Below are 21,789 nucleotides of genomic sequence, written 5' to 3'. Positions count from 1 at the left end.
TGCGCGCGGCAGAACAGGGGTACGATCAGAGTCGACCCCCGTCCTGGCGGACGCCTTTATTCAGTAAATCTTAAGTTAGGTAGATGAGGTAGCTAGACTTAGAAGCCTGCGATCTCTTTATCCTTCATCAGCTGCGCGAATTTCTCGTCCCATGCCGTCAGTACGCCTTGCGCGTCAAGCCCGCCCGCAAATTCGTCTTGAAGCAAACGGTACAGCTCGCTGCGGTCAACCAGCATATGCGCATCCACCGTCAGCACCGTTTTCTTCGGCGTGATGTAGTTGTCTACGATCTCTTGCTTGTACTCCGGCAGCTCCGGCGTAGTGACGTCGCTGAAGATCGAGACGTACTTTTGTTTGTCGACGATCGGCTGCGCGACGTCTTTACGTGCTACATAGTCGAGGAATTGCTTGGCTTCGGCCATATGTTTCGCTTTTTTCGGAATGAACAATTGACCGCCCAACGGGCTGGCGCCAAGCTTGGCATCCTGCGTGTACGGGATCGGGAACAGGCCGAGGCGCATATTCGGATCGTTGTCCGCGACGTTCTGGATCAGCCAGTCGCCCATGAACATCATTGCGACTTCTTTGTTCAGGAATTTACCCACGGCCATATCGTAGCTGTCGCTCAGCAGATCGCCGTTGGTATAGCCTTTTTCATACACTTCATATTGCTGTTGCAGGATGTCCGCGAAAGCGGGGACGTCTGCCCATTTTTTCTTGTTTGCGTTAATGTCTTCGAACAGCGTCGGCTCATTCTTGTCCGCGTAATCCGCGAAAGCCGCCGCCGGCCACACGTTTGCCGCCCAGTTGTCTTTGTAAGGCATGAATACGGGCGTGATGCCCGCTGCCTTGATCTTCTCGCACACCGCGAGGAATTCTTCGAAGTTGTTCGGAATGCTCAGACCCAACTCGTCGAAAATGTCTTTGTTGTACACGACGCCCTGCATGCCGGTATCTTGGCTGACGTGGAAGCTGTAGACATGTCCGTAAGCGGACAATACTTCTTTGTTTTCCAATCGGCTTACCCACGGCTCGTCGTCGAGAATCTCGAAGTTGCGCTCCAGATTCAGGTCGGTCGTCGCACTCGCCAGGTTGTATTGAATAATGTCCGGTGTCTCGTCAACCGCAAGCTTCGTTTGCAGCACCGTCGCTGTTTGCTCGGCCGGAAGGAGCTGCAAGTTGACCTTAATTCCAGTTTCCTTCTCAAACGCGTCGAGCAGATCCTGCTGCACGAACGCCGAATCCTGCGAACTTTTCGAGATCGCAAGCTCAATCGTCGTTCCGCTACCGCCGCCGCTAGTGCTGCTGCCCGTATCGCCGCCACCGCCTGCTGCCGGAGAAGCCCCCGGCGAAGCATTGCCTCCGCCGCAAGCCGCCAACGATACCGCGACCAACCCGCCCAGCAATCCTGCCGCAATCTTTCTTGTCTTTTGCTTCATGTTATCGCCCCCTGTGAATGTTGAACCTGAAGTGCTTTCATGTTGAATCCGCTTTCATGTTTAGATTATAGAGGGTGGGGAGGAGAGGGTACATGGCTGTGATTTACTCTTTAGGGGTAATATACTGAACTAAGCTCGAAGGTTAACAGCAATGGATCGGTTGGATCCATTGCTGTTAAGCCACGCCAGTTCGAGCGATAGGATTTTAAAGGTTTTAAAAAAACGCTCATAAAATACGAGCGCCCTCCAGCAAAGAACGAGGTAGCGTGAAAGGAAAAAGAAGCCGCGAAGCCTTCGCCTTTCACGCCGAAACTCTCGTTCGCAGCACGACCTTACCTGCTTCTCACCCCAGAAGCAAGCCTTTCCAGTCATCCACCGACCAAATATTGCACCCATCCATCATTTTCGCCCTCACCCGGAATCGTGCCTAAAGCGTGTCCGATTCCGGCAACGCATCGTCACTTTCCCTTGACTTACCCCGGCAAGCCTGCGAAAAAGTACCTTATTGCGAACGAAAATCCAGCCTAATCTCCTTCCTTCTCATCTATGCCAGCTGGATGCCCAACCCTTGTCGATTTTTCGTTTTGATTGTACAGTATGAACATCAGTACGCCAGAAGGGAGGTCGCACCGTGCTTTTTCGAACATTCAAACTCGGCGGCGGCCAAGCCAGTCTGCAAACCAAGTTTTTACTGGCGTTCGCCGTACTTCTCTTGATCGTGATGGGCAGTTTCGCGATCTATGTCAACCGAATCGTGGTGCATCCGCTGCGGGAGACGACGGAGAACGAGATGCGGCTTGCCGCGGCTAAAATCGGGGATCAGCTCAATCTCTACGTCGACAGCCAAAATCAGCTTTCTCAGCGAATTTTGTCGAGTAAAGAGATATTTAACTTAATGCCGACGGGCGACTCTTCACGGTTATCCGTCGAAGGATTGGCGCTCAATCGAAAGTTAAGAGAGATCATGTTCCAGTCGATCGGGCCCAGCATGAATATCGAGGACGTCGCGATTTACGATCTGCGCGGCGGTCTGCTGACCACTTTTATCGGCACGTCGGGCAATCCTTCGTCGCTCCTGCCTTTTTTAGAGAAAAGCGGCAGCGATATAAACTGGAATGAAAACGGTTACTCGTTGTATCGCCCGACCGCGAATCGCGTCTTTTTTATCCGGGCGATTCTGAATCAAAACGGAAAGGTATTCGGGTATATGGCGATCCAGCTTCAGCAGGAGATGCTTCGGCGTTCGGTTGCGGCGGGAAGCTCGGGCAGCGAAGTCTACGTGATGGATTACGATGGACGCACCGTTTACGAGTCGAATCCATCCGAAGCAGCCGTGCCCGACTTCCGGATTCCGGCCTCGGGCGTGAACGGGGTGTATATTAGCGATACCGGCGATTATGTTGCGTATTATCGGTCGGAGGAGACAGGCTGGACCGCCTATACCGTAACGCCGAAAAAAGTGGTGCTCGGTCCGGTCAACTCAGTCGCTACGATCTCCATGCTGCTGATCGCGTCGCTTTTCCTTTTTTCCGCCGCGTATATGTATTTCTCCGCTCGCAGTTTTCTGCTGCCGATCCGCAAGCTGCGCAATCAGATGCGGCGCATCAATTACAGCAATATCGATACGAGAGTGGAGACCCCTTCGTCGAACAACGAGCTGCTGCAATTGAGCGAGTCGTTCCAGGGGTTACTGGACCGGCTGCAAGTGTCGATCGAGCGGGAAAAGTTGGCGGTGCACGAAGAAGCGATTGCCCGCAACTCGGCGCTGCAAGCGCAAATCGCGCCGCATTTTATCCACAATACGCTGTATCTGATCAGTATCGCCGCGCAGGAAGGCAAGAATGAAGTCGTTTCGGAAATGTGCAAAAACCTATCGGACAGCCTGCGCTATATCGTTTCTTCACCCTATGAACATGTGAGCTTAACGCAAGAATTGGAGCACGCGAAAGACTATCTGGCGCTGCTGCGGCACAATTACGAGGATGATTTGGAATGGATGATCGATGAAGATTCGGCGTTCGACGAGATCCGTCTGCCGAGATTGGTGATCCAGCCCTTTGTCGAGAACTGCATCGAACACGCTTTCGGAAATGCGGACGCGCCGTGGCGAATCGAGATTCGCGTGAAGGTTTACAATGGATTGTGGGCGCTGGAGGTACGGGATAACGGGGAAGGCTTTTCGCCGGAGACCATTGCGCACACGCTGGACCTGATCCGCTCGACGGAATCTTCCGGCGAAGACTCCCCTAGGGAAACAGGCATCGGCGGCATGGGCATCGTCAATACGGCGCACCGTTTGCAGCTGATGTACAAGAATCGGTTATTTTTCAACATGTACAATCATTCCGACAATGGCGGGGGAGCAGCGATTCAGATCATTGCGTCGCTTACGGAAGATTTTTATTAGGGCGTGTACGCAAACTCCGTCAGAGCAGATTGAGCTGAATTTTCGTTCTCGGCAAGGAATTTTTCCGAAGGCGTGCCGGGGCACGTCAAGGGAAAATGACGCCGCAGAGGTCGAAAAGGCAGGTCAAGATGCATGGCGTTGAGTTTGCGTACACGCCCAAATACCTGTCTTAACAAAAAGGAGTGGGGGATATGTATAACGCGATCATCGCGGAAGACAGCAAGCCGATCTTGCGCAACCTTCAAATGCTGATCCGATCGGCCGGCCTGCCCGTGCAGGTGACGGCGACCGCTTCGAACGGATTGGAGGCGCTGGAGCATTTGAAGTCCCGGCCTGCCGATATTTTGCTGACCGATATCCGCATGCCGAAGCTGGACGGGCTGGGACTGATCGAGCAGGCGAAAAAGTTGAACCCCCGGCTGCAAACGGTGCTGATTAGCGGTTATAGCGACTTCGAATATGCGCGCCGCGCGTTGAATTTGCAGGCGTTCGACTATTTGCTCAAGCCTGTGGATCAAGGACAGTTGGTGGATGTATTGAGCCGATTGCTGGAGCAGCTTCGCGAGCAGCAGGAGAATGAGCGGCGCTTGCTGGAAGGCGTAGTGGAAGCGGATTATTTGGCGGAGATGACGTTGGATACGGAGTTGCTGGCGGGAGAGAAACGGTTGATGTTGGTGCGTCAGCGTCCTTTTGCGACAGAATCAAAGTTTTGGGATATTGAAAGTATTGCTGCCGCGTTAAAAGACTTTTTCAACATCGAAGCGTTCAGGGTGCTGCCTTCTCAGCAAGCGGGTCAGTTTGTTATAATGATGGATGAAGGCGTATTCATAGAGAGGAACGACGCGGGAATCCTAAAGGAAAGCTTCGCAGAGCGTCTTCGATTCGATGAAGCTTCGGTTGTTGAAGCGTTAAAAAATGCCGGGCTATCTGCTGTCGCGTTAGCCGCCGCTCAACACGTTGAATTACGTACATTGTCCGCGGCATACGGCAAACTTGAACGTACCGTGCGCGATCGATTGACGGTGTCCGGCTGCCTGGCGTCTTCGCTGACGGGAGAGCAGGAGGTCGGGGCCAGCGAAGCGGCGAAACTGGCGATTCAAGTTCAACTTGCGGAGTTGATCGTTCAGCGTCAAAAAGAACGTTTTCTGCTGCTGCTTCGGCAAAGTTTGCCTTATTGGCTGCACGCTTCGGCGCGGATGATGAGCCTGGAGCGCTTGGTGATCTTTTTGACGGATGAGTTTGGGGTGGGCAGGCAAGAATCGGCTATAGAAACAAGCGGTGAAAAGGTGCCGGACGCGGTAAATTCGGAACCCGAATTTCGGACTTTGTTCGCTGCTGCAAGCCCGGAAGTTTTTGCGGAATCGCTTTATGAATGGTGCGCCGCGAAGTTCGATCGGTTGCAAGAACCGGGCAAACGCGGCGGAGAAGAATTATTCGAGCAAATCGACCGTCACCTTCGGCAAAACTTGTACGCTCAGATCTCGATTGCCGAAGCCGCGCAGCAGTTCCACGTGAGTCCTTCGTATATCAGCCGGATTATCAAGCGGTATACGGGCAGTACGTTCGTGCATCATTATATGGAGCTGAAGATCGACGAAGCGCGCCGTTTACTGGCCTCGGAGCCGGATATGAAGGTCAAACACGTCTCGGATGCGCTTGGCTTTGGCGATCCGCATTATTTTTCCAAAGTATTCAAAGAGTATGCAGGCTGTAGCCCGACGGAATATAAAGACAAATTGGCTTAGGGAGTGTCTTCAAATCTGCCAATGTGCATCTTTTGCCGCCTTTTCGTCCTCCGTGGATATCAACTTGAAGCGTGTTGCCATCCACCAAAGGCTGCGTCACTTTCTCTTGACGTGCCCCGGCACGACTGCGAAAAAGTTCCTTGCTGAGAACAAAAATTCGGCAAAATCTGCTTCCATTGAGGTTTGAAGACACACCCTAGAGGAGAGATCATTTATGGAAGAATCGCCCCGCGACCAAGCTGTCCGGCAAGGTGCCGAAGCAATAACCGGAATCATGCACTATTTTAGCCTGGGCATGGGAATTCTGCTGATTGCCTTCGGCGTGTACGTGATTTGGCCGAAATATTACGATCGCCGCCGTAGTCGCGCAAAAACGGTCGGCGGCGTGTTGTGTGCGGGCTTTGGATTGATTTTGCTGGTGAACGGACTGATCCAGTTGTGACGCTGGGTATACGGTGTACAGGATGAACAATCGAACATAAGATAAGTCGGACTTGAAAACGAGCTGCGGAGCGAATTCCGAAAGCTCGTTTTTATTTGCTTTTTTATCGGAGAAACATCATTATGCAAAGCTGGCTTGACACTTTTTGCAAAGTTAACTATACTAAAAATGCAAAGCGGACATTGCAAAAGATGAGGGAGGAGTCCATTTGAAAACAAAAATCCCGGAATTGCGGAAGCAGCGCAAGCTGTCGCAAGAAGAATTGGGACTGGCCGTCGGCGTAACCCGGCAAACGATCACGTCGCTCGAAGTCGGCAAGTATACGGCTTCTCTGGTGTTGGCTTACAAGATTGCTCGTTATTTCGGACTGACGATCGAAGAGGTATTTGATTTCAGCGAACTGGAGGAATAGATCATGGATACATTTCAGCAAAAAGTACGAACTCGCATTATTGTATTGACCGTATTGGCGGTAGTCGTTGCGTTGATTTATACAGGCTTTATGCTTTACCGCTCGGAGTTGCCGATTCTTAACAGCTTCACGAAAGGATTCCATCAGGGTATCTTTTTCGGATTGGAGTTGGTGATTCTCGGTTTCTTGGTACAAAACATCAAAGGCTCAAGAAGCGAAGCCGCGCTCAAGAAGATGCACATCGAAGAAAATGACGAACGCTTCAGTCTGATTATTCAAAAAACGGCTTCGATGACATGCTTGGTGATGTTTGCGGCACTAGGCGTGGCTACGGTAATTGCGGGGTTTTTGAATGCGGCGGTGTTCTTCTCGTTGTTGGGCGCGCTGCTGTTTATGGTGATTTTGTTTTATGCGATGTGGATGTACTTTGCGCGACGCAATTGAATTTGTTTCGTAGTACGAAGGAAATGAGCAAAGGAGGGGACGACGGTGAAGACGAAACAGCAGTCAATGGGGCTCGGAATCGCGCTCGGTACTTCGTTTGGTCTAGTGTTCGGGTTGCTGTTGGATAATATCGCGTTGGGTCTGCCGATTGGAATAGGCGTAGGCGTTGCGCTGGGTTCGGCATTTGGGAATTCGAAGCCGGATGAGCAGGAAGAAAAGGAGTAATTGAAGATGACCGAAGGAATTTCGTACCTATGGGAGAGGATTCGAATTCAGTGGATGGGACTGCTTTGTCTGGGGATCGGGATCATCGTGGCGGGGATCGGGATTATGGTGCGGCTGCGGCATCTGAGCTTTATGCAGCGTGCCGAAGTGACTCAGGGCGAGATCATCGAATACCGTCAGCGGACGGATTATCGGCAGCGCCACGGGAAAAGCGGCAGTCGAATGGCGCATTATTATTTTCCGGTTGTACGGTACTCGACGCCGGATGGCGTGCAAGAGGTGCATTCTAAAGTCGGTACGTCGTGGAAAAGCCATCAGGAAGGCAGCATGGTTGACGTTTTCTATCTACGTGATCGGTCGGAAAAGTTTAAATTGAAGTCGGTAGCTGATATGTTGTTTTCGTGATTCCGACGGGGATTGGGATTGTGTTTATCGGGGTGGGGTTGTTGCTGAGTTGGGTGTTGCGGTAGCCAAGAAAACTTGCTTGCTTTTAAAGCTGTAATCTATTAAGTTGAAGTGAACAGCAAATAAAATGCCCGTAAAGCATGCGGACAAATCTTTTCTCGCTAGAGAGAGGATTTGTCCGCATTTTTATTTGCCCAAAATCATTGACCTATTCTTTTTATTTTATTAACATATAAGTCAACTTAACTTATTTGTTTTTATTTTAAAGGGAACGGGTAAGAAAAGAGGAGAAGCATGCATTTTAACGAGTCTGGATTATTACAGCCTAACGATTATCTACTGACTATGGATCAGCTGCGACAATCGGTATTAGTTCAAGGACCCACAGACGGTAGTCCATGGGATTCGCGTTGGAGAGGTTATTTGGTTGATCAATTGGAAATTATGGTGCAGCAACTTTGGAAAGTAGGCATAGAAGATATTTTTATTGACGGTTCTTTTGTCGAAAATAAAGCACATCCAAGCGATATTGACGGCTACTTCATTTGCGATTTGATGATGTTGGCAACAGGGGAGCTGCAAGCTCGCCTAAACAAAGAGGACCCGTATAAAGTATGGACTTGGGATAGTTCCAGTCGATTATACGATCGGAATTCTGCCAAAAAGCAATTACCGATGTGGCATCGTTATCGGGTAGAGTTATATCCTGAGTATAATCAAGCCTCGGGGATCACCGATCAGTATGGGCATATGTTGAAGTTCCCGTCTGCGTTCCGTCAAACCAGAGATACTTTCCTTCCAAAAGGAATTGTGAAAATTGTTAAATAAGGAGGGTTTCATGTGATTAAAACAGAGGCAGCTTATCGTAAAGCAATCAGCAAATTGAAAGAAGATTTAGCATTTATCCAACAGGAGAAGGATCGGTTTCAGGCCTTAGGGTTAAATGATGAACAGATCGAACGAGCAATCGAACCTCAAATTGCTTTTCATGAACAAATGAAAGAAGAAGTGGCCTACTATGAGCGCATTAAAAGAGGGGAATTTGCTCCAATTTGGAACTTAAGCGAAATAGGTCGAACTTTGATTGCCTATCGGATTTACATTGGTCTTAGCCAGCAAGAACTTGCAGCCCGGCTAAATATTTCAGAAACGCAAGTCTCGCGTGATGAGCGTAACGAGTATTATGGAGCTACGACGGAGCGAATTCAGGCTGTGATGCAAGCCATGGGCATGCGGGTTGTCAGTAAGGTTGAGCTTGCGCCGTTAGGTACTTGAGAAAAAAGTGAGAGAAAAAGAGATCTGTCGATAGAGGACAGATCTCTTTTTCGTGTGTGTTTTCATTTTGTCCGCGATAGAGTAGAAAGAGGTGACTACTTGTGAGTTTCAATCCATGCACCTACATGGAGTGCGACTCTTCGTGGCTTATATGTACGGGCCGGAAGCTTTGTTTCAATCCACGCACCCATACGGAGTGCGACGACAAGATCCGGATGCTTGGCAAGCACGTTGGATGTTTCAATCCACGCACTCACACGGAGTGCGACGCATTCCAATACCCCGCTGACCGATATCTTCTTTGTTTCAATCCACGCACTCACACAGAGTGCGACGACCATATTGAAGACCTGCGGCGAAAGGGGTACGTGTTTCAATCCACGTACTCACACGGAGTGCGACTGCACCTGCTCCAACCCCAAGCCCAGCAAGGCTTCCCAGGTCAAAAAGTGCGAACCTCAAATTCAGCCTACCGAAAACTGGACAAAAACACAACTCAAATTGCTCAATCCCTTACGCAGCTTGGGGTGCGAACCTCCCGGGGATTTGCTGGGAGCTTCAGGTTCGCACTTTTTGCCTGATTCTGCCCAACTCAATCTGCTTGAAAAAGGGTAATAAGCAGGAGAGGAAGCAGGCAGAAATATAAATTTACGATTTGAAGTGGACAAACTATTAGCCAAAGAAAGCGAGGGATTCCCTTGATCCAATGGATGGGACTGCTTTTTCTCGCGATCGGGGTTATCGTTGCGGGGATCGGCGTGTTCGTGTGGCTGCGACACCGAAGCTTTATGCGGCATGCCGAAGTTTCGAAAGGCGAAGTTGTGGAATATGCCGAAGAGGTTCGGCGCAGCTCCAATCGCACGATGCGTTACTATTTTCCGATTGTACGCTTTAGCACCTCGGAGGGACTGTTGGAAGAACGCTCTAAAGTCGGCACTTCATGGAGAAGCCACAAGATCGGCATTCCCGTCGACGTGTACTATCTGCGAGACAATCCGGCGCGTTTTAAATTAAAGTCGACGACAAGCATTCTGTTATCCGTTATCCCGGTCAGCGTCGGTATCGTATTCGTCGCGATCGGCGCAACGCTCAGCGGGATGTTTGCCTAACCTTTTACAAAAAAAAGGAGCTAGTCAATCCATGACTCTAGCGATCAACGAGCCACATCATCCGCTGACTAAACTCAGCCGCCTCACAACCCCGGAAGAGCTGCGTGAAATCAACGTGGCTTTTTCCCTTGTACGCAAGCAAAAGGAAGCGGATCGGTATTACCGTGCCAAAACGCTCTCCTTATCGGAAAGTCTGAGCACATGGTTGAAGCAGCAGATTCTTCGCGAGGTTCGTGCCTTGCAGATTACAGAATCGGATGGAACGCGGCGATTCGTGGTCGGTGAATACCATCTGGAAGTCCAAAAGCTCGATCAGTTGGCTCGCTTAACCCTGGACGAAACGATCGGAATTCCGTATGAACGCAAAAAGCGTCTGCTCCAAGCACTGGCTCACCCGGACAGTTTGTTGGAAACGACCGATACGGAGTTCCAAGTCGTTCAACTCGAATGTGACGGTCATCAACTGTATTTCTTTTTCTACCGTAAACCCAAACAAAGCATATCCCGAAAAAAGTGGGCGTTTGGCAGCTCTAATGAACTGACGGAGGCTTCCGAGGAATTGATCGAATTAGGCGGGAAGATTGAATTTATGATGATCGAAAACGAGCTGTATATTTCCAGGCTTCAATCTTTTGAATATGTGTTCGATTACCGCGATCATATTGTCCAAGCTCGGGAACGCAATCTCGGTACGCTTACAGCTATGCCGTTTTTTGCGATTGCGGAAGCGGACATAGAGCGTTTCAAGCAGGACTGCACAGCCTTTTTCCATACAAGAACGGTAGCGCAAATGAGCGAGAAACAAATGGAAGCGCTGGAGCAGAATTTCAAAGACCGGTGCAGCGAACTCCGCATGATCCGAAACAATATGCCGACCAGCGCAGATCGCGAGCAAGAGTATCGTCAAGCTTATGCCCCGTTATGGGAACTGTACGATTTTCTTGATTTGGAAAAAGAGTTGGTGATCTATCCGGAAGGAAGTCGCCCCACGGTGCTGCTGCGCTTTTTCGCAAATAAAATCGTCCAGTCCTTTTTAACGAAAGAATTCGGTCTGACCGACTTGATCGAGAATGCCGAACAACGAGCGGATATGGGCGTATAGAGGAGGAGCTTGGGGAATGTGGAGTAAAAAAGAACCGATCATCCTCTGGACGACCGCCTATGCACCGCTGTTGATGCTGATGCTCGGCGGTTTTTTGTATCGCAACAATCTGCTGCCGCATGCGATTCGAGAAGAGCAATTGTCGCAGATGCTCGGAGGGCATATTTGGATTGCGGAAGTAGGGTTCTTATTAGCCGTATTGGGCGGTTCGCTGCTGCTGTATCGTCTGGTGATCGTCTGGTTGCTGCGGGATATTGGGAAAAAAGTGCATTCAGGCAGCGGAGGATTGACGTACGCCGTGCGCCGCTTCGAAAAACTGCCTGCCGGCGACTACACCTTTTTCCTCATGACCTTGCTGCTGCCACGGCTCGCACTCGATTATTCGTCCATAACCAACTTTGCGATCTCGCTGCTGATGATTGTGTTCATTATTGCCGTATTCGTGAAGACCGAGACGATTGCGACCTGCCCGTTGTTTTTCGTATCCGGCTATCGGGTGTTCAAAGGGACGATTTCTGCGCATAGTCGTGAAGAGGAAGCAGAGGACCCAGAGCTTCGGCGCGAGGTTGTGCTGTTGGTGCGAGGCAAGGATCTGGATCTGGGGGAGAGGTATCGTGGCGAAGCATTGAAAGGGAACGTTTATGTTATAGGCCGCAGCCGGACAACAATCGGATAGCGCATGCGGAACCGCACTTTATGTCCGCCTGTTTCCTCTCCCGTCATTCCGGTTACTTCCACACTATGGAGGTGATACGGATGCCCAATTCCAATGCCCATGACGGCAAGCATTCCTCAAAAAAGATGACGGCGCTGGCTTCCAAAGTTCTTCACGATAAAGAGGCCGAAAAAAATACCAAATCGCTCGCAGGATCGGTACTGTCGCAAGCGGAGTCTCATCATGACGAACAGGATGCCGATTCGAAAAAGAACTGAACACGTTCAATAGCGGATAAGCCCTCGATTCCTTGGCGGAATGAGGGCTTTCATCGTCGTTTTACTCGCGAACGCCTACTCCGATACGCTCCTCGCTCTCGGCATCGATATAAATAACCAACGGACCCAGCAACTGATCTTGGGTCGTATTAAAGGTCACCAGAATCACTTGATCCGGTATTTGCGTACTTTGCTCATCCATCGCAATTCCGTACCAGATCGAGTTTCCTTGGAGCCGTTCAACTTCAGCCGTTTTCCAATTTCCTTGTACGGATTCTTGTTGGCGAGCGCTTAAGCTGTCCCAGGCAATCTCGCGGATTTTCGCATCCTCGTCTTGCTCGTCATTAGGTGGGGTAGCCGTAGTCGAAGAGATCGAGACTCCGCCGTTAGGTTGCGAAGAGTTTACTTCTTTGCATCCCGTTAGCGTCATTGAAAAAACGAGGATCAGAATGATCCGAAAATTCTGATTTTGAAAAAGAACAGATCTATGCAGAAATACTCCTCCTCTCCCATTATCTATCCGACGAATTTTGTTCCAGAAAAGTTACGTTATGAGTAAAAGATTGCTGAACCCTCACAAAAATACCAAAAGTCTTATTTTTCATTATTACTAGCCGAATACAATTATCAAAATTATGAATTTAAATACATGACTGTCCGGTCATTCTGGAAAGTAAATTTCCATTTTAAAATCCTTGTTTCTGCTTGATTTAAATCATTCAAGTATTGTTCAAAAATGGGTGCAAAAAGAAATTGACCGATGTTTATTTATTCTGTATATTGTAAATTAATTGTAAGGGAAGGATTTAGTGTTTATCTTGCATTTTGAGAAAAATATAATAGTCAACTGGTATATACAGGAAACGGCTTTGAAGCGAAAGAGGTGTGGAGATGGAAATGACGATGACGCTGCGTTCCGAAATTGAAAGAGGGATCGCAGGAATGGGAATGAATTTTTCAGAGTTCGGCGAATGGTCGGGAATCAACCGTGGCATTTTCAGCGCAATATTGAACAGCAATCCTCCCAAGCCCATTTCGCTCAACCAGTTAGAACGGATCGGAAAGGCGCTCGGACACGAGGAAGGTTGGATGTTCGAGTTGTACATTGATGAGTGTTTCTACGACGGAAGGCCGAATCGCCGCCGCGTAGAACCTTTCTTAATCCGCTCTGCCGAGCTGGACCGAATCGATTGTATCGCAAAAGTGCTGTCCCGGTTGCTGGAAGACCTTAAGCAATTGGAAATGATTTTCGAGATCGGAGAAGCCCTGTATACGAGCGGAAAGATCAAAGAATCGGCCGTGTTCTACCAGTGTATCGTGCAGAACGAGAAGTACCACCAGTCGGAGCGTTTGGCAGTCAGTCATTATCGGTTGTTCCGTGCGGCTCTGGGGGAAGATAATGAACAGAATTTGCGGGCCGCGATCGAGTTCGAACCGTTTTGCGAAAAGCTGCCGGATCATCATCGGTTGGATGGGTTGATGAGATTGTTTGATGTGTATTTCATGTTAGAAAAGTTAGATAAAGCAGAATATTACTCGAGAGAATTAGTCAGTTTTTCTACTAAAATTTATAATTTGTACAAACAAGGGAAATGCGAAAAAAAGGTTCTGTTTGGTATAGCTTCAGAAAATCCACTAATCGTTTATTACGGTTACGGTTTTTTGAGTATGGAAACTATTTTATTTCGTAAAGGTGATTTTGCAGGTGCTCTTGAATACAATAAATTGTATGAAGATTTAAGTTGGTTTGAAGGATTGGATGAGAGCGGATTTAAATATGTAGAAAAAATTTCTGATTTTTCCAAACAAAATAAGATACACATTGAACTTCTATCAGGTAAAAATACAGAGTTGTATTTGAAAAAGTGTGTTGAATTCTTGAAATCTAATCCGTCTGAAACACTTGTGAGCTTTCTATTCATTTCACAAGCAGCTAACTTATATGATTTAGACATTGATCATATTCTGGAGAAGTTTGAAAAACAAATGGAGCAACAGTTAAATGAAACTTCACATTATAAAAAGATTCATCAATTAAACCGTTATAAAGATATATGTTATGAATTAACTCTTTACTTTTTCAATAAAGTATTTTACCAAAATGCACATAGTTATCTATTGAAAGCTTTAAATGTAGCAATTAAAATTAATGATAAAGACACTTTCATGAAATGTATTTCTCTATTTGAACGGAACAGAAAATTTGCCTCATTGGTACAAAAAAAGAGTTATATAGAAATGTTGCGAAAGGTGGAAGTATAATAATGAAAAAAATGATTTCCAAATGGATCTTTACTAGCTTGGCTGGGTTGGTTGTTTCAAGTGCTCTATTGGGGAATGTTCAAGTCTCATCAAACGATACAAGTGAATCGCAGAAAGTTATCAGTCCTTCTATAACATTAAAAGGTCCTGGTGGCGGCGGTATCGGAAGTTTTTAAATTTTTCTTGATGTTTAATAATTTTCAACCTAGTTATCGCCGGTGGTATTTTGCCGGCTTTTTTGTTATGTATTGAATTATAGTAAGGCTCAGATTGAGAGTCATAACTTTACGTAATTTTTAAAAGGGAAGATTCATGTTTGAAGTTGGAGAAAAGCTATTATCTAAGCAGATATTTGTATCGATATGGCCTTTTACCGCTATAAGCAAAAAAATTACATGCAGCTCTTAAATATGCAGAGTATTCAGTAAAGTCGCCAATAGGTATATTAATAAAAAACGTCTTCACCAGCCTAGCCCCAATCTTCGAAAAATTCCCAACCCTAATCCACCCAAACTAACTCTCTTCCTTAACCCGCTCTTTTTCAAAAGAGGGGCTTTTTTTCGATTCGTTAACGCTTCAATGGTTTAAAGGAGGTAGAACCATACTGCTGTACATAGGAGGCGTTCACATGGAAAAGAAAACATCAAGTCACGCAAGGAAATGGTCAGCGGCGGTCGTGGCGACTGCGGTATTGGCGGGCGGCGTGTATGCGGTGCCTCATATTTTTGCAGACGGTTCACCGGAATCGGAGGCCAAAGTCGCGGCTCCGGCCGATCAAGCGGCAAGCACCAAGACTAGTTCGGCATCAAGCGCAGCAACATCCGCAACCGCGTCAGTCAGTGCTTCAACGACCAAGGCTGCGGTTCGCACGGCTTCCACATCGACATCCGTTACCAAAGTCGGCAATGCGGAAGTGTACCTGCCCGTCATCTCTGTCGATCCTAAAAAATCTTCGGTTACCGCGACTCGTGCCGCGTTAATCGATCTTGAAGTCATGACGCTGCGTGCGGTCGAGCATTTCCCGTTGGATTCATCGGAAAAGGCATATGCGACTTTGACGGAGACCCGCAACCGGGCCGTTGAAGTATTGGCTGATCCAAGCGCGCCTACAGACCGGATCTACGCTACGTCCCGCAAGCTGGAAGAAGCGCTGGACCGTTACAACGGCGAAGCGATCAGCAATGCGAATACGGTAAAAAAACTGCTGGCGGACACCAAAAGCAAAACTGCTAGCAACACAGCCGGAGCTCTTATTCTGCAAGGCATAGCTGAAGCACAGAACAAATTGTCGGCAGACTCCACGAAAGACGGCGCGCTGTCCGCGTATAAGCAGTTCCTGCTGCGCGAATCGGAAGCGAACGATATTACGGCGTTCCGCGCGTCCGATTATACGTCCGTGTTGAAACAGTACGAAGCAAACATCAAAGCACGCACGGAAAACGTTGACGAGGATCTGGTAGAGGACTTGCGCGAAGCTTATGATACGTCCGCAGCCGCTCTCGAAGCGATTCTTGACCGGACATCCGGCAAAAACGAGCTGGATGCCGCGCAATCAGGCGTCGAGACCACGTATGCCGCGCTGAACGAAGGTCTGACATTGGCAGCGGAGATTAAGACGGCTGAACCTTTACTGGATTCGCCGACCGGCAAAGAAAAAGGCCAATACGGCGCTTCATCGGTCGGGACGTTAAAACGGGCGATCGGCAAAGCCGAACGCGCGCTGGAGAAATCCACGACGGCGGAGCAGGTCAAAGAAGCCCGTTCGGATCTGGCCGAGGCCGTCTCCAAATTCAAAAGCAGCCGCAACTCGTAATTGGTTTCCGTTCTGCTTTCACTCCCCGGAAATTCAGCCCGTTCTTTCGTAGTGCGAAGGAATGGGCTTTTCGCGCTGACAAGATACTAAATAAGGAAGAGAACATTTTATATGAAAATCAACAAACGTTTCGTACGTACGTCCGCCGTTGCGCTTGCGGTCACTGTCGGCCTAGGAGGATTTGGTGTTCAGCCATCAGCCGTGCAAGCAGACGTGCAAGCAGACGAACCGATCGTTTCTTCGCAGGCCACGATCCCCCTTGCTTACTTGAACGACTCAATCCGGGCTGAGCTGATTGGATTGAATTTGAAAAGAGAGCAGACCTTCTACCTCACGCAAACGTATACTTACGATCCCGATTCTTACCGCTACCACGATCTGATCGCCCTTCAAAATAAAGCTTACGTCGCGGCGCTTGATCCAGAAGCTTCACAGGCGGAATTATCGGCCATCCGGCAAGATTACGAAAAAGCGCTGAACGATTTTATCGATTTCTACATCCTTGACGGTCAAATTTCCAAAACGTTCGCGACATCGGAATACGTATTGTATTACCATAGCAGTATCGGCGAGGACGAAAGCAAGCTGTCGGTTTCCGACCGCGCTGTGCTGCATGCCGTATGGGATGCGCAAAAATATGCCGAAGACTTGGGCTGGCAGGAGAAAGGCAGTTACATCCGGGCCTTCAAAGAAGTCTATCTCCCGAAAGTCGTTCAAGCGAAAAAACTGTATGTGTACGATCCGGCTCCTTATTTGCAATCCGCGTCGAAATACCGTGCGGATATTCAAGCCAGACTTGCCGCGATCAGCGGAAATGCGGGCAATCACGCGAATTCCGTTCAAGCTTTCGAGCAAGCCGCGTCCTTATTGGAACAACTGGTCAACAGCAATTCCGATTCCAACCAAGTGAAGATGGCTCAGGGCAATCTGGACGTCAGATATGCGAAGTTGGTCGACGAATTGAAACGTAACAGCCCGATCGAAAATAGCGAAGAATACGTAAAACTGAAGAACGGTATCGCAATCGTATGGAAAACGATGGACGCGCCGAAAGGAATCGGGCCGGGCCAGTATCCGCAGTCGGCGTTCGGCGATCTTCGCCGCGCGCTGCGCAAAGCGGAACGAGTGTTGGAAACGGCGACCACGTTGGAGCAACTGAAGCAGGCCAATTCCGAATTGGCGAATGCGCAGACCGACTTTCTGATGCGCAGAAAGCCGGGCGCTTAACAGCCGGATTGCCCGGGCGTTCGAAAGCATAACTTGGACATCAAAAAAGGAAACGTTCGGGCATTAGCCTGAACGTTTCCTTTTATTTACCTATTAGTTGGACGCCTGATTGTCATTGCCGCTCGCGATTTTCTTCCAATAACGCTCCGATCGCTTCATCCAGCGACATCAGCACCTGTTCATCCCCGTTATACCGCCGCATATTCACGCTGCCGGATTCCCGTTCCTTTTCCCCGACCACGAATACGTAAGGCACCTTTTCCTGCTGCGCCGCCCGCATCTTGTAGCCGAGTTTGTTCCCGCTGATGTCCGCTTCGACCCGAAGTCCGGCATCGCGCAGCATTTTCCGCACCTCGAACGCATAGTCGTCATAATGCGCGGACACCGGCAATACGCGAACCTGTACCGGGGCCAGCCACAGCGGAAATGCTCCGGCGTAATGCTCGATCAGGATACCGATAAAGCGGTCGATCGATCCGTATATCGCTCTATGAATCACGACCGGACGATGCTTCCCGCCGTCTTCGCCGATATACCACAGATCGAACTTCTCCGGCATTTGAAAATCAAGCTGGATTGTGCCGCACTGCCAGCTGCGTCCGAGCGCGTCCAACACATGGTAATCGATCTTCGGCCCGTAAAAGGCACCGTCGCCTTCATTCAGCACATAGTCGACACCGCGATCTTCCAGCACGCGTCGCAGCGCGTTTTCCGCTTCGTCCCACAGCTCTTCCGAACCCATGGAATCCTCCGGACGAGTGGACAATTCAATCCGGTAGTCGAACCCGAACACGCGGTACATGCGGTCGATCAGGTCCATCACTTTTCCGATCTCGTCTTCGATCTGATTCGGCAGTACGAACAAATGCGCATCATCCTGGCAAAAAGTCCGCACCCGCATCAGCCCGTTCAACGCGCCGGAATATTCGTGGCGATGCACCTGACCGAACTCCATCATGCGGATCGGCAGATCGCGATAGGAACGCAGTTCGTTTTTGTACATCAGCATATGTCCCGGACAGTTCATCGGCTTGAGCGCGAAGGCTTCGTCATCCACTTCGGAAAAATACATATTGTCTTTGTAATGATCCCAGTGCCCCGATTCTTCCCACAGGCGGCGGTTCATCATGAACGGCGAGCGAACCTCGTCATAGCCGCTGCGAAGCTGCACGCCCCGCGAGAAGTTTTCAAGCTCTGTACGAAGCGACATCCCGTTCGGCAAGTAGAAAGGCATCCCCGGCGCTTCGTCCGAAAACATGAACAGCTCCAACTCGCGCCCCAGCTTGCGGTGATCGCGCTTTTTGGCTTCTTCCAACAGCAGCAGATGCTCGTCGAGCTGTTCTTTGCGCGGGAAGGCCGAACCTTGAATCCGCTGAAGCACCGGACGCTCCGAGTCGCCGTTCCAATAAGCGCCGGCGACGCTCAGCAGCTTGAACGCTTTGAGCCGTCCGGCGGAAGGAAGCAACGGTTCATGATAGAGGTCCGCAAATTCGCCTTGCCCATAGATTCGAAACTCCAAGCTCTCTTGGGATTCTTCGATCCGCTCGACTTTGTAAGATTCATTACGCTCCCGGAAAAAAGCCAGCGCTTCCTCGCGGCTGATCTTCCGGCTCTGACTCGGCAGATTCTCTTCGGCGATCTTCCGCATTTCGCGTTCGATCGCGGGCAGGTCTTCGGCGGAAAGCGCAGAAGGGAGTTCGAATTCATAATAAAAGCCGTCTTTGGCAACCTGACTGTCTCCCAGCCGAACCACGGCATTGCCGCCGTACAACCGTTTCACGGCCTGAGCAAGCAGATTGGCGGCGCTGCGGCGATAGATCGGAAGACTGTCTTCATCTGCCGGAAGCAGAATTTTGAGCGAAGCGTCCTCCTGCACGGATTCGCACAGATCGACCAAACGACCGTTCAAACGGGCGGCTACCGCGTTTTTGCCGAGTGAAGTTCCTGCGGACCGGGCGATATCGAGAATCGAAATGCCGGATAAGACCTGGCGTACATCGCCGTTAGGGAAAGTGATGTCAATTCGTTCGCGATCGTTCGAACCGGAATTGACGTTAAGATTGGATAATTGAGACATGCTGCATTCCTCCAAGTATTGTGGGATGGCGAGCGCAGACGATCTTCCGGAAAACGCAAAAAGCACACTCTCCCGGAAAGGGACGAGTGCGCTCGGCTCGTGGTTCCACCCTCATTCAGCCATGACTTTCGAAGCGGATGCTCCGATGAATCGTCATGACCCTTACTTGGAATCCGGTAACGGGGATCAATCGGCGGAAGCTACCGGCCATCGTGCGGATCCACTCAGGATCGGCAACGGACATGGCGTTCGCTTTCGCGGCTGCGAAGGGGTAATTCCGGGCCGCTCTCCGAAGAAGCTCTCAGCAATCGCTTCTTTCTCTGGACGGTGCGCTCGGGGAATATTGTCTTCGGTCAAAGCCGAATGTTTCATTGATACTGGATTATAGAGGGCAATTTGAGAAAGGTCAAGGACAAAGTTTGAACGAACCCCCCGACAGCGGTTAGAATGAAGCTACGAAGATATTCGCCTAAAAGGGGTGTAACCATGTACGGACATACATTTGCGCAGGCACTCTGCAAGCTGGGGGGCGACGAATTACGACTGATGTACGTGCTTTGCTGCGATACGGCGGTGCAAGAGTTGCTCGTATCCAAAATCCGCGATTGGATCAAGCGCGAGCCGGAACGTTTTGCCAGAAAACTAGAGGAAAAAGCGATGGCTTACCGTGAATGGAGCGACGACGATCTGCGGCTCGGTATTTTGCTGGAGCTTGCGAAGCGTGCCAAGCTGGTCGGCATGCCGCTCACGACGGCCGCGGAGTTGGAAGAATTCGCCGGGGGAATCGTCGAGCATATCGAGATCGGCGTTGCTGAAGAAGATCGGGCTTATCTGGCGTTTCGGGAAGATCATCCTGAAGCGAGCGAACTTGAAGCCTTGATCGATTATCAGATTGTCCAGTTGATGCAGGTTTTGGGGCGGCTGTTGGACGCTGCGTCTCAAGAGGATTGGGATCTTTACATGCGGCGCGTCGATTCGCTGCTGCCGGATCTTCCGGAACTCTGGGAGACGGCTGAGGCGCAAGTCGATACGGACCTTCAGACATCGGCGGAAGCGGAAGGATCGCCATCCGAACCGGATTTCGATTTGGAAGATTGGATCGGAGCCAATACGCAAGGAATTTCCGAATCGCCGGAAGCGGCGAATCGGGATCGGGACCCGTTGAACTTTGTACCTGAGCCGGTCGATTCTACGCAGACTGCGGAGCAATCGGACGTACCCGGATTCGATCCAAGTTTCAAGCCGGATATCGAGATGACTTCGCCGTTGGATGCGGACGCGCCGATCGGCAGCGTACGGCTGGACAAAGAAGTGTCCGACGCTCCAAGCCATTCCTCGATCCGTTCCGCTGAATTCGATTCGGATTTCGGATCTGAACGGATTTCCTCAAGCGAATCCTTGTACGCCGAAGGTGACGTTGCTGGGGAAGCTTCGACGCTGCCGCCCGACGAACAGCCCGAGCCGGCTCCGCCTCCGCGTCCAAGCGGTGTGAAAATCCTGCTTGCCGCGCTCGAACAACAGCAGGGTTTCGCTTATTACGAGACGGCCATGACGCTGCTGGCTTCGGCAAAAGGGCTGCTGGGACTCGGCCAAAACGAGGAATTGTACGGGCGCCGGATCGACTTTTTGACGGTATCCGCAAGCCCCTCGTTTCTGCAAGTGATTCCGGGCGGAGGCAAAAGCGCGCCGCTCTCGATGTATCGCAATCTGAATCCCCAGCGCAGACGCGTGCCGTTGTTGTTGACGCAGTTGTTCCTGCCGGAACTGGTCTCGGAAGACGAACTGGAAGCCGATTATGAGCCGCTGCTGGCATTGTGGCGTTCCCACGCCGAAGAACACGGTACGCTAAAAGCCGACTTGGACGAAGAAAACGGACGAATCGATTATTACACGCGCGAATCCGCCAGCTGCGCCGAGCAATTGGAAGCGGCGCAAACCGAGCGTGCGGGTTCCGAGCAGCGAATTACGGAGATTCGTTCCTCGCTGGTCGATAAACTCCGGGTTAGCAGCATGCAGCTTCCGCATATCTCGGCCTCCTTCGATCAACTGTTGGAGGAGTACGCGGAGAATCGCCGTCGCATGAGTGATGCTGAATCGTCCCGTCAAGAGCGCGGACAAGGCTTTACAGGGCTGGTCAAATACACGCTGAATTATGCGGCATCCAGCGTGACGCTAATGGATCTTCGCCGTAAGCAGGATCGCATTTTGGAGCGGATGGCCGACGAAGCACTGCATAGCGACGGGGAATGGGGACAAGGCGAGCGCTATGTCGTAGCCGCGGAACGGGAACGGATCGGCTTCTTGGATACCGAAATTTCGCGGTTAGGCAAGCTTCAAGCCGAATACCGGGAAGAATTGAAGCGTTCCGAACAGACGAGCAAAGCGTTGGAACAAGACAAAAAGAAGCTGGAGAAAAAAATCTACGGACTGGCCGATTTATAAACTTCAACGTCTTCCCGTCTTTGTTCAGAA

At 50.1% G+C, this 21,789-nt stretch carries 21 protein-coding genes; 18 read left to right on the top strand and 3 right to left on the bottom strand.

Features of this window, described 5'->3' with window-relative positions:
* Positions 1–98: 98 nt before the first annotated feature.
* Complete coding sequence (locus tag SACSAC_RS19650; RefSeq protein ID WP_037289511.1) at positions 99–1,439, bottom strand: ABC transporter substrate-binding protein; 1,341 nt, start codon at positions 1,437–1,439, stop codon at positions 99–101.
* A gap of 631 nt (positions 1,440–2,070) precedes the next feature.
* Between SACSAC_RS19650 and SACSAC_RS19645 the strand changes: the two genes are divergently transcribed.
* The 13 genes from SACSAC_RS19645 (at position 2,071) to SACSAC_RS28085 (ending at position 11,938) form a co-directional block, all read left to right on the top strand.
* A complete protein-coding gene (locus SACSAC_RS19645; protein ID WP_037289508.1) occupies positions 2,071–3,846 on the top strand; it encodes a sensor histidine kinase in 1,776 nt (591 codons plus the stop codon).
* A 191-nt stretch (positions 3,847–4,037) separates the two neighbouring features.
* Positions 4,038–5,591, top strand: a complete 1,554-nt coding sequence (locus tag SACSAC_RS19640) for a response regulator (protein ID WP_037289506.1) — start codon at positions 4,038–4,040, stop codon at positions 5,589–5,591.
* A gap of 214 nt (positions 5,592–5,805) precedes the next feature.
* Positions 5,806–6,033, top strand: coding sequence for a hypothetical protein (locus SACSAC_RS19635; protein WP_037289504.1), 228 nt, complete (start codon positions 5,806–5,808; stop codon positions 6,031–6,033).
* 208 nt (positions 6,034–6,241) lie between these two features.
* On the top strand, positions 6,242–6,445 hold the full coding sequence (locus SACSAC_RS19630; protein WP_037289502.1) for a helix-turn-helix transcriptional regulator: 204 nt from the start codon (positions 6,242–6,244) through the stop codon (positions 6,443–6,445).
* 3 nt (positions 6,446–6,448) lie between these two features.
* Positions 6,449–6,889 (top strand): hypothetical protein, encoded by a 441-nt coding sequence (locus SACSAC_RS19625; protein WP_037289500.1) that lies wholly within the window; start codon positions 6,449–6,451, stop codon positions 6,887–6,889.
* A gap of 45 nt (positions 6,890–6,934) precedes the next feature.
* Entirely contained in the window at positions 6,935–7,114 is a 180-nt protein-coding gene (locus tag SACSAC_RS19620; protein WP_037289498.1) for a glycine zipper domain-containing protein, read from the top strand.
* Positions 7,115–7,120: 6 nt separating this feature from the next.
* On the top strand, positions 7,121–7,519 hold the full coding sequence (locus SACSAC_RS19615; RefSeq protein ID WP_037289496.1) for a DUF3592 domain-containing protein: 399 nt from the start codon (positions 7,121–7,123) through the stop codon (positions 7,517–7,519).
* A gap of 294 nt (positions 7,520–7,813) precedes the next feature.
* On the top strand, positions 7,814–8,347 hold the full coding sequence (locus tag SACSAC_RS19610; RefSeq protein WP_037289494.1) for a DUF6932 family protein: 534 nt from the start codon (positions 7,814–7,816) through the stop codon (positions 8,345–8,347).
* A gap of 12 nt (positions 8,348–8,359) precedes the next feature.
* Complete coding sequence (locus SACSAC_RS19605) at positions 8,360–8,794, top strand: helix-turn-helix domain-containing protein (RefSeq protein WP_037289493.1); 435 nt, start codon at positions 8,360–8,362, stop codon at positions 8,792–8,794.
* A gap of 698 nt (positions 8,795–9,492) precedes the next feature.
* Positions 9,493–9,903 carry a DUF3592 domain-containing protein gene (locus SACSAC_RS19600; RefSeq protein WP_156951048.1) on the top strand — a complete coding sequence of 137 codons (411 nt, stop codon included), beginning with the start codon at positions 9,493–9,495 and terminating at the stop codon, positions 9,901–9,903.
* Positions 9,904–9,934: 31 nt separating this feature from the next.
* The gene (locus SACSAC_RS19595; protein ID WP_037289489.1) at positions 9,935–11,005 is read left to right on the top strand and encodes a Kiwa anti-phage protein KwaB-like domain-containing protein; all 1,071 of its coding nucleotides are present in this window, start codon (positions 9,935–9,937) and stop codon (positions 11,003–11,005) included.
* 16 nt (positions 11,006–11,021) lie between these two features.
* The gene (locus SACSAC_RS19590) at positions 11,022–11,681 is read left to right on the top strand and encodes a hypothetical protein (RefSeq protein ID WP_037289487.1); all 660 of its coding nucleotides are present in this window, start codon (positions 11,022–11,024) and stop codon (positions 11,679–11,681) included.
* 80 nt (positions 11,682–11,761) lie between these two features.
* The gene (locus tag SACSAC_RS28085; RefSeq protein WP_156951047.1) at positions 11,762–11,938 is read left to right on the top strand and encodes a hypothetical protein; all 177 of its coding nucleotides are present in this window, start codon (positions 11,762–11,764) and stop codon (positions 11,936–11,938) included.
* 61 nt (positions 11,939–11,999) lie between these two features.
* On the opposite strand, the gene SACSAC_RS19585 is transcribed toward SACSAC_RS28085, so the two are convergent.
* Positions 12,000–12,368: a hypothetical protein gene (locus SACSAC_RS19585; protein ID WP_037289485.1), complete on the bottom strand. Its 369-nt coding sequence runs from the start codon at positions 12,366–12,368 to the stop codon at positions 12,000–12,002.
* Between the two features lie 461 nt (positions 12,369–12,829).
* Between SACSAC_RS19585 and SACSAC_RS19580 the strand changes: the two genes are divergently transcribed.
* From SACSAC_RS19580 to SACSAC_RS19570, 4 genes are all read left to right on the top strand, one after another.
* Complete coding sequence (locus SACSAC_RS19580) at positions 12,830–14,200, top strand: hypothetical protein (protein WP_037289483.1); 1,371 nt, start codon at positions 12,830–12,832, stop codon at positions 14,198–14,200.
* Positions 14,201–14,202: 2 nt separating this feature from the next.
* Positions 14,203–14,376 (top strand): hypothetical protein, encoded by a 174-nt coding sequence (locus SACSAC_RS28080; protein ID WP_156951046.1) that lies wholly within the window; start codon positions 14,203–14,205, stop codon positions 14,374–14,376.
* Between the two features lie 452 nt (positions 14,377–14,828).
* Positions 14,829–16,013, top strand: coding sequence for a hypothetical protein (locus SACSAC_RS19575; protein WP_037289481.1), 1,185 nt, complete (start codon positions 14,829–14,831; stop codon positions 16,011–16,013).
* Between the two features lie 111 nt (positions 16,014–16,124).
* Positions 16,125–17,240, top strand: coding sequence for a hypothetical protein (locus SACSAC_RS19570; protein ID WP_037289477.1), 1,116 nt, complete (start codon positions 16,125–16,127; stop codon positions 17,238–17,240).
* A gap of 112 nt (positions 17,241–17,352) precedes the next feature.
* Here SACSAC_RS19570 and thrS read toward each other — a convergent pair whose 3' ends face one another.
* Positions 17,353–19,317 carry a threonine--tRNA ligase gene (gene thrS / locus SACSAC_RS19565; protein ID WP_051507271.1) on the bottom strand — a complete coding sequence of 655 codons (1,965 nt, stop codon included), beginning with the start codon at positions 19,315–19,317 and terminating at the stop codon, positions 17,353–17,355.
* Between the two features lie 486 nt (positions 19,318–19,803).
* Between thrS and SACSAC_RS19555 the strand changes: the two genes are divergently transcribed.
* On the top strand, positions 19,804–21,759 hold the full coding sequence (locus tag SACSAC_RS19555; RefSeq protein ID WP_037289472.1) for a coiled-coil domain-containing protein: 1,956 nt from the start codon (positions 19,804–19,806) through the stop codon (positions 21,757–21,759).
* Positions 21,760–21,789 lie beyond the last annotated feature (30 nt).

The organism is Saccharibacillus sacchari DSM 19268 (genome assembly GCF_000585395.1).
GTDB classification, from domain to species: Bacteria; Bacillota; Bacilli; order Paenibacillales; family Paenibacillaceae; genus Saccharibacillus; species Saccharibacillus sacchari.
This window is presented reverse-complemented; position numbering and strand designations above follow the sequence as displayed.

Excerpts from the sequence above, each read along its gene's own strand:
- SACSAC_RS19650 (WP_037289511.1), bottom strand. The coding sequence starts at position 1,439 with ATGAAGCAAAAGACAAGAAAGATTGCGGCAGGATTGCTGGGCGGGTTG.
- SACSAC_RS19640 (WP_037289506.1), top strand. The coding sequence starts at position 4,038 with ATGTATAACGCGATCATCGCGGAAGACAGCAAGCCGATCTTGCGCAAC.
- SACSAC_RS19635 (WP_037289504.1), top strand. The coding sequence starts at position 5,806 with ATGGAAGAATCGCCCCGCGACCAAGCTGTCCGGCAAGGTGCCGAAGCA.
- SACSAC_RS19625 (WP_037289500.1), top strand. The coding sequence starts at position 6,449 with ATGGATACATTTCAGCAAAAAGTACGAACTCGCATTATTGTATTGACC.
- SACSAC_RS19615 (WP_037289496.1), top strand. The coding sequence starts at position 7,121 with ATGACCGAAGGAATTTCGTACCTATGGGAGAGGATTCGAATTCAGTGG.
- SACSAC_RS19610 (WP_037289494.1), top strand. The coding sequence starts at position 7,814 with ATGCATTTTAACGAGTCTGGATTATTACAGCCTAACGATTATCTACTG.
- SACSAC_RS19595 (WP_037289489.1), top strand. The coding sequence starts at position 9,935 with ATGACTCTAGCGATCAACGAGCCACATCATCCGCTGACTAAACTCAGC.
- SACSAC_RS19590 (WP_037289487.1), top strand. The coding sequence starts at position 11,022 with ATGTGGAGTAAAAAAGAACCGATCATCCTCTGGACGACCGCCTATGCA.
- SACSAC_RS28085 (WP_156951047.1), top strand. The coding sequence starts at position 11,762 with ATGCCCAATTCCAATGCCCATGACGGCAAGCATTCCTCAAAAAAGATG.
- SACSAC_RS19585 (WP_037289485.1), bottom strand. The coding sequence starts at position 12,368 with ATGACGCTAACGGGATGCAAAGAAGTAAACTCTTCGCAACCTAACGGC.
- SACSAC_RS19580 (WP_037289483.1), top strand. The coding sequence starts at position 12,830 with ATGGAAATGACGATGACGCTGCGTTCCGAAATTGAAAGAGGGATCGCA.
- SACSAC_RS28080 (WP_156951046.1), top strand. The coding sequence starts at position 14,203 with ATGAAAAAAATGATTTCCAAATGGATCTTTACTAGCTTGGCTGGGTTG.
- SACSAC_RS19575 (WP_037289481.1), top strand. The coding sequence starts at position 14,829 with ATGGAAAAGAAAACATCAAGTCACGCAAGGAAATGGTCAGCGGCGGTC.
- SACSAC_RS19570 (WP_037289477.1), top strand. The coding sequence starts at position 16,125 with ATGAAAATCAACAAACGTTTCGTACGTACGTCCGCCGTTGCGCTTGCG.
- thrS (WP_051507271.1), bottom strand. The coding sequence starts at position 19,317 with ATGTCTCAATTATCCAATCTTAACGTCAATTCCGGTTCGAACGATCGC.
- SACSAC_RS19555 (WP_037289472.1), top strand. The coding sequence starts at position 19,804 with ATGTACGGACATACATTTGCGCAGGCACTCTGCAAGCTGGGGGGCGAC.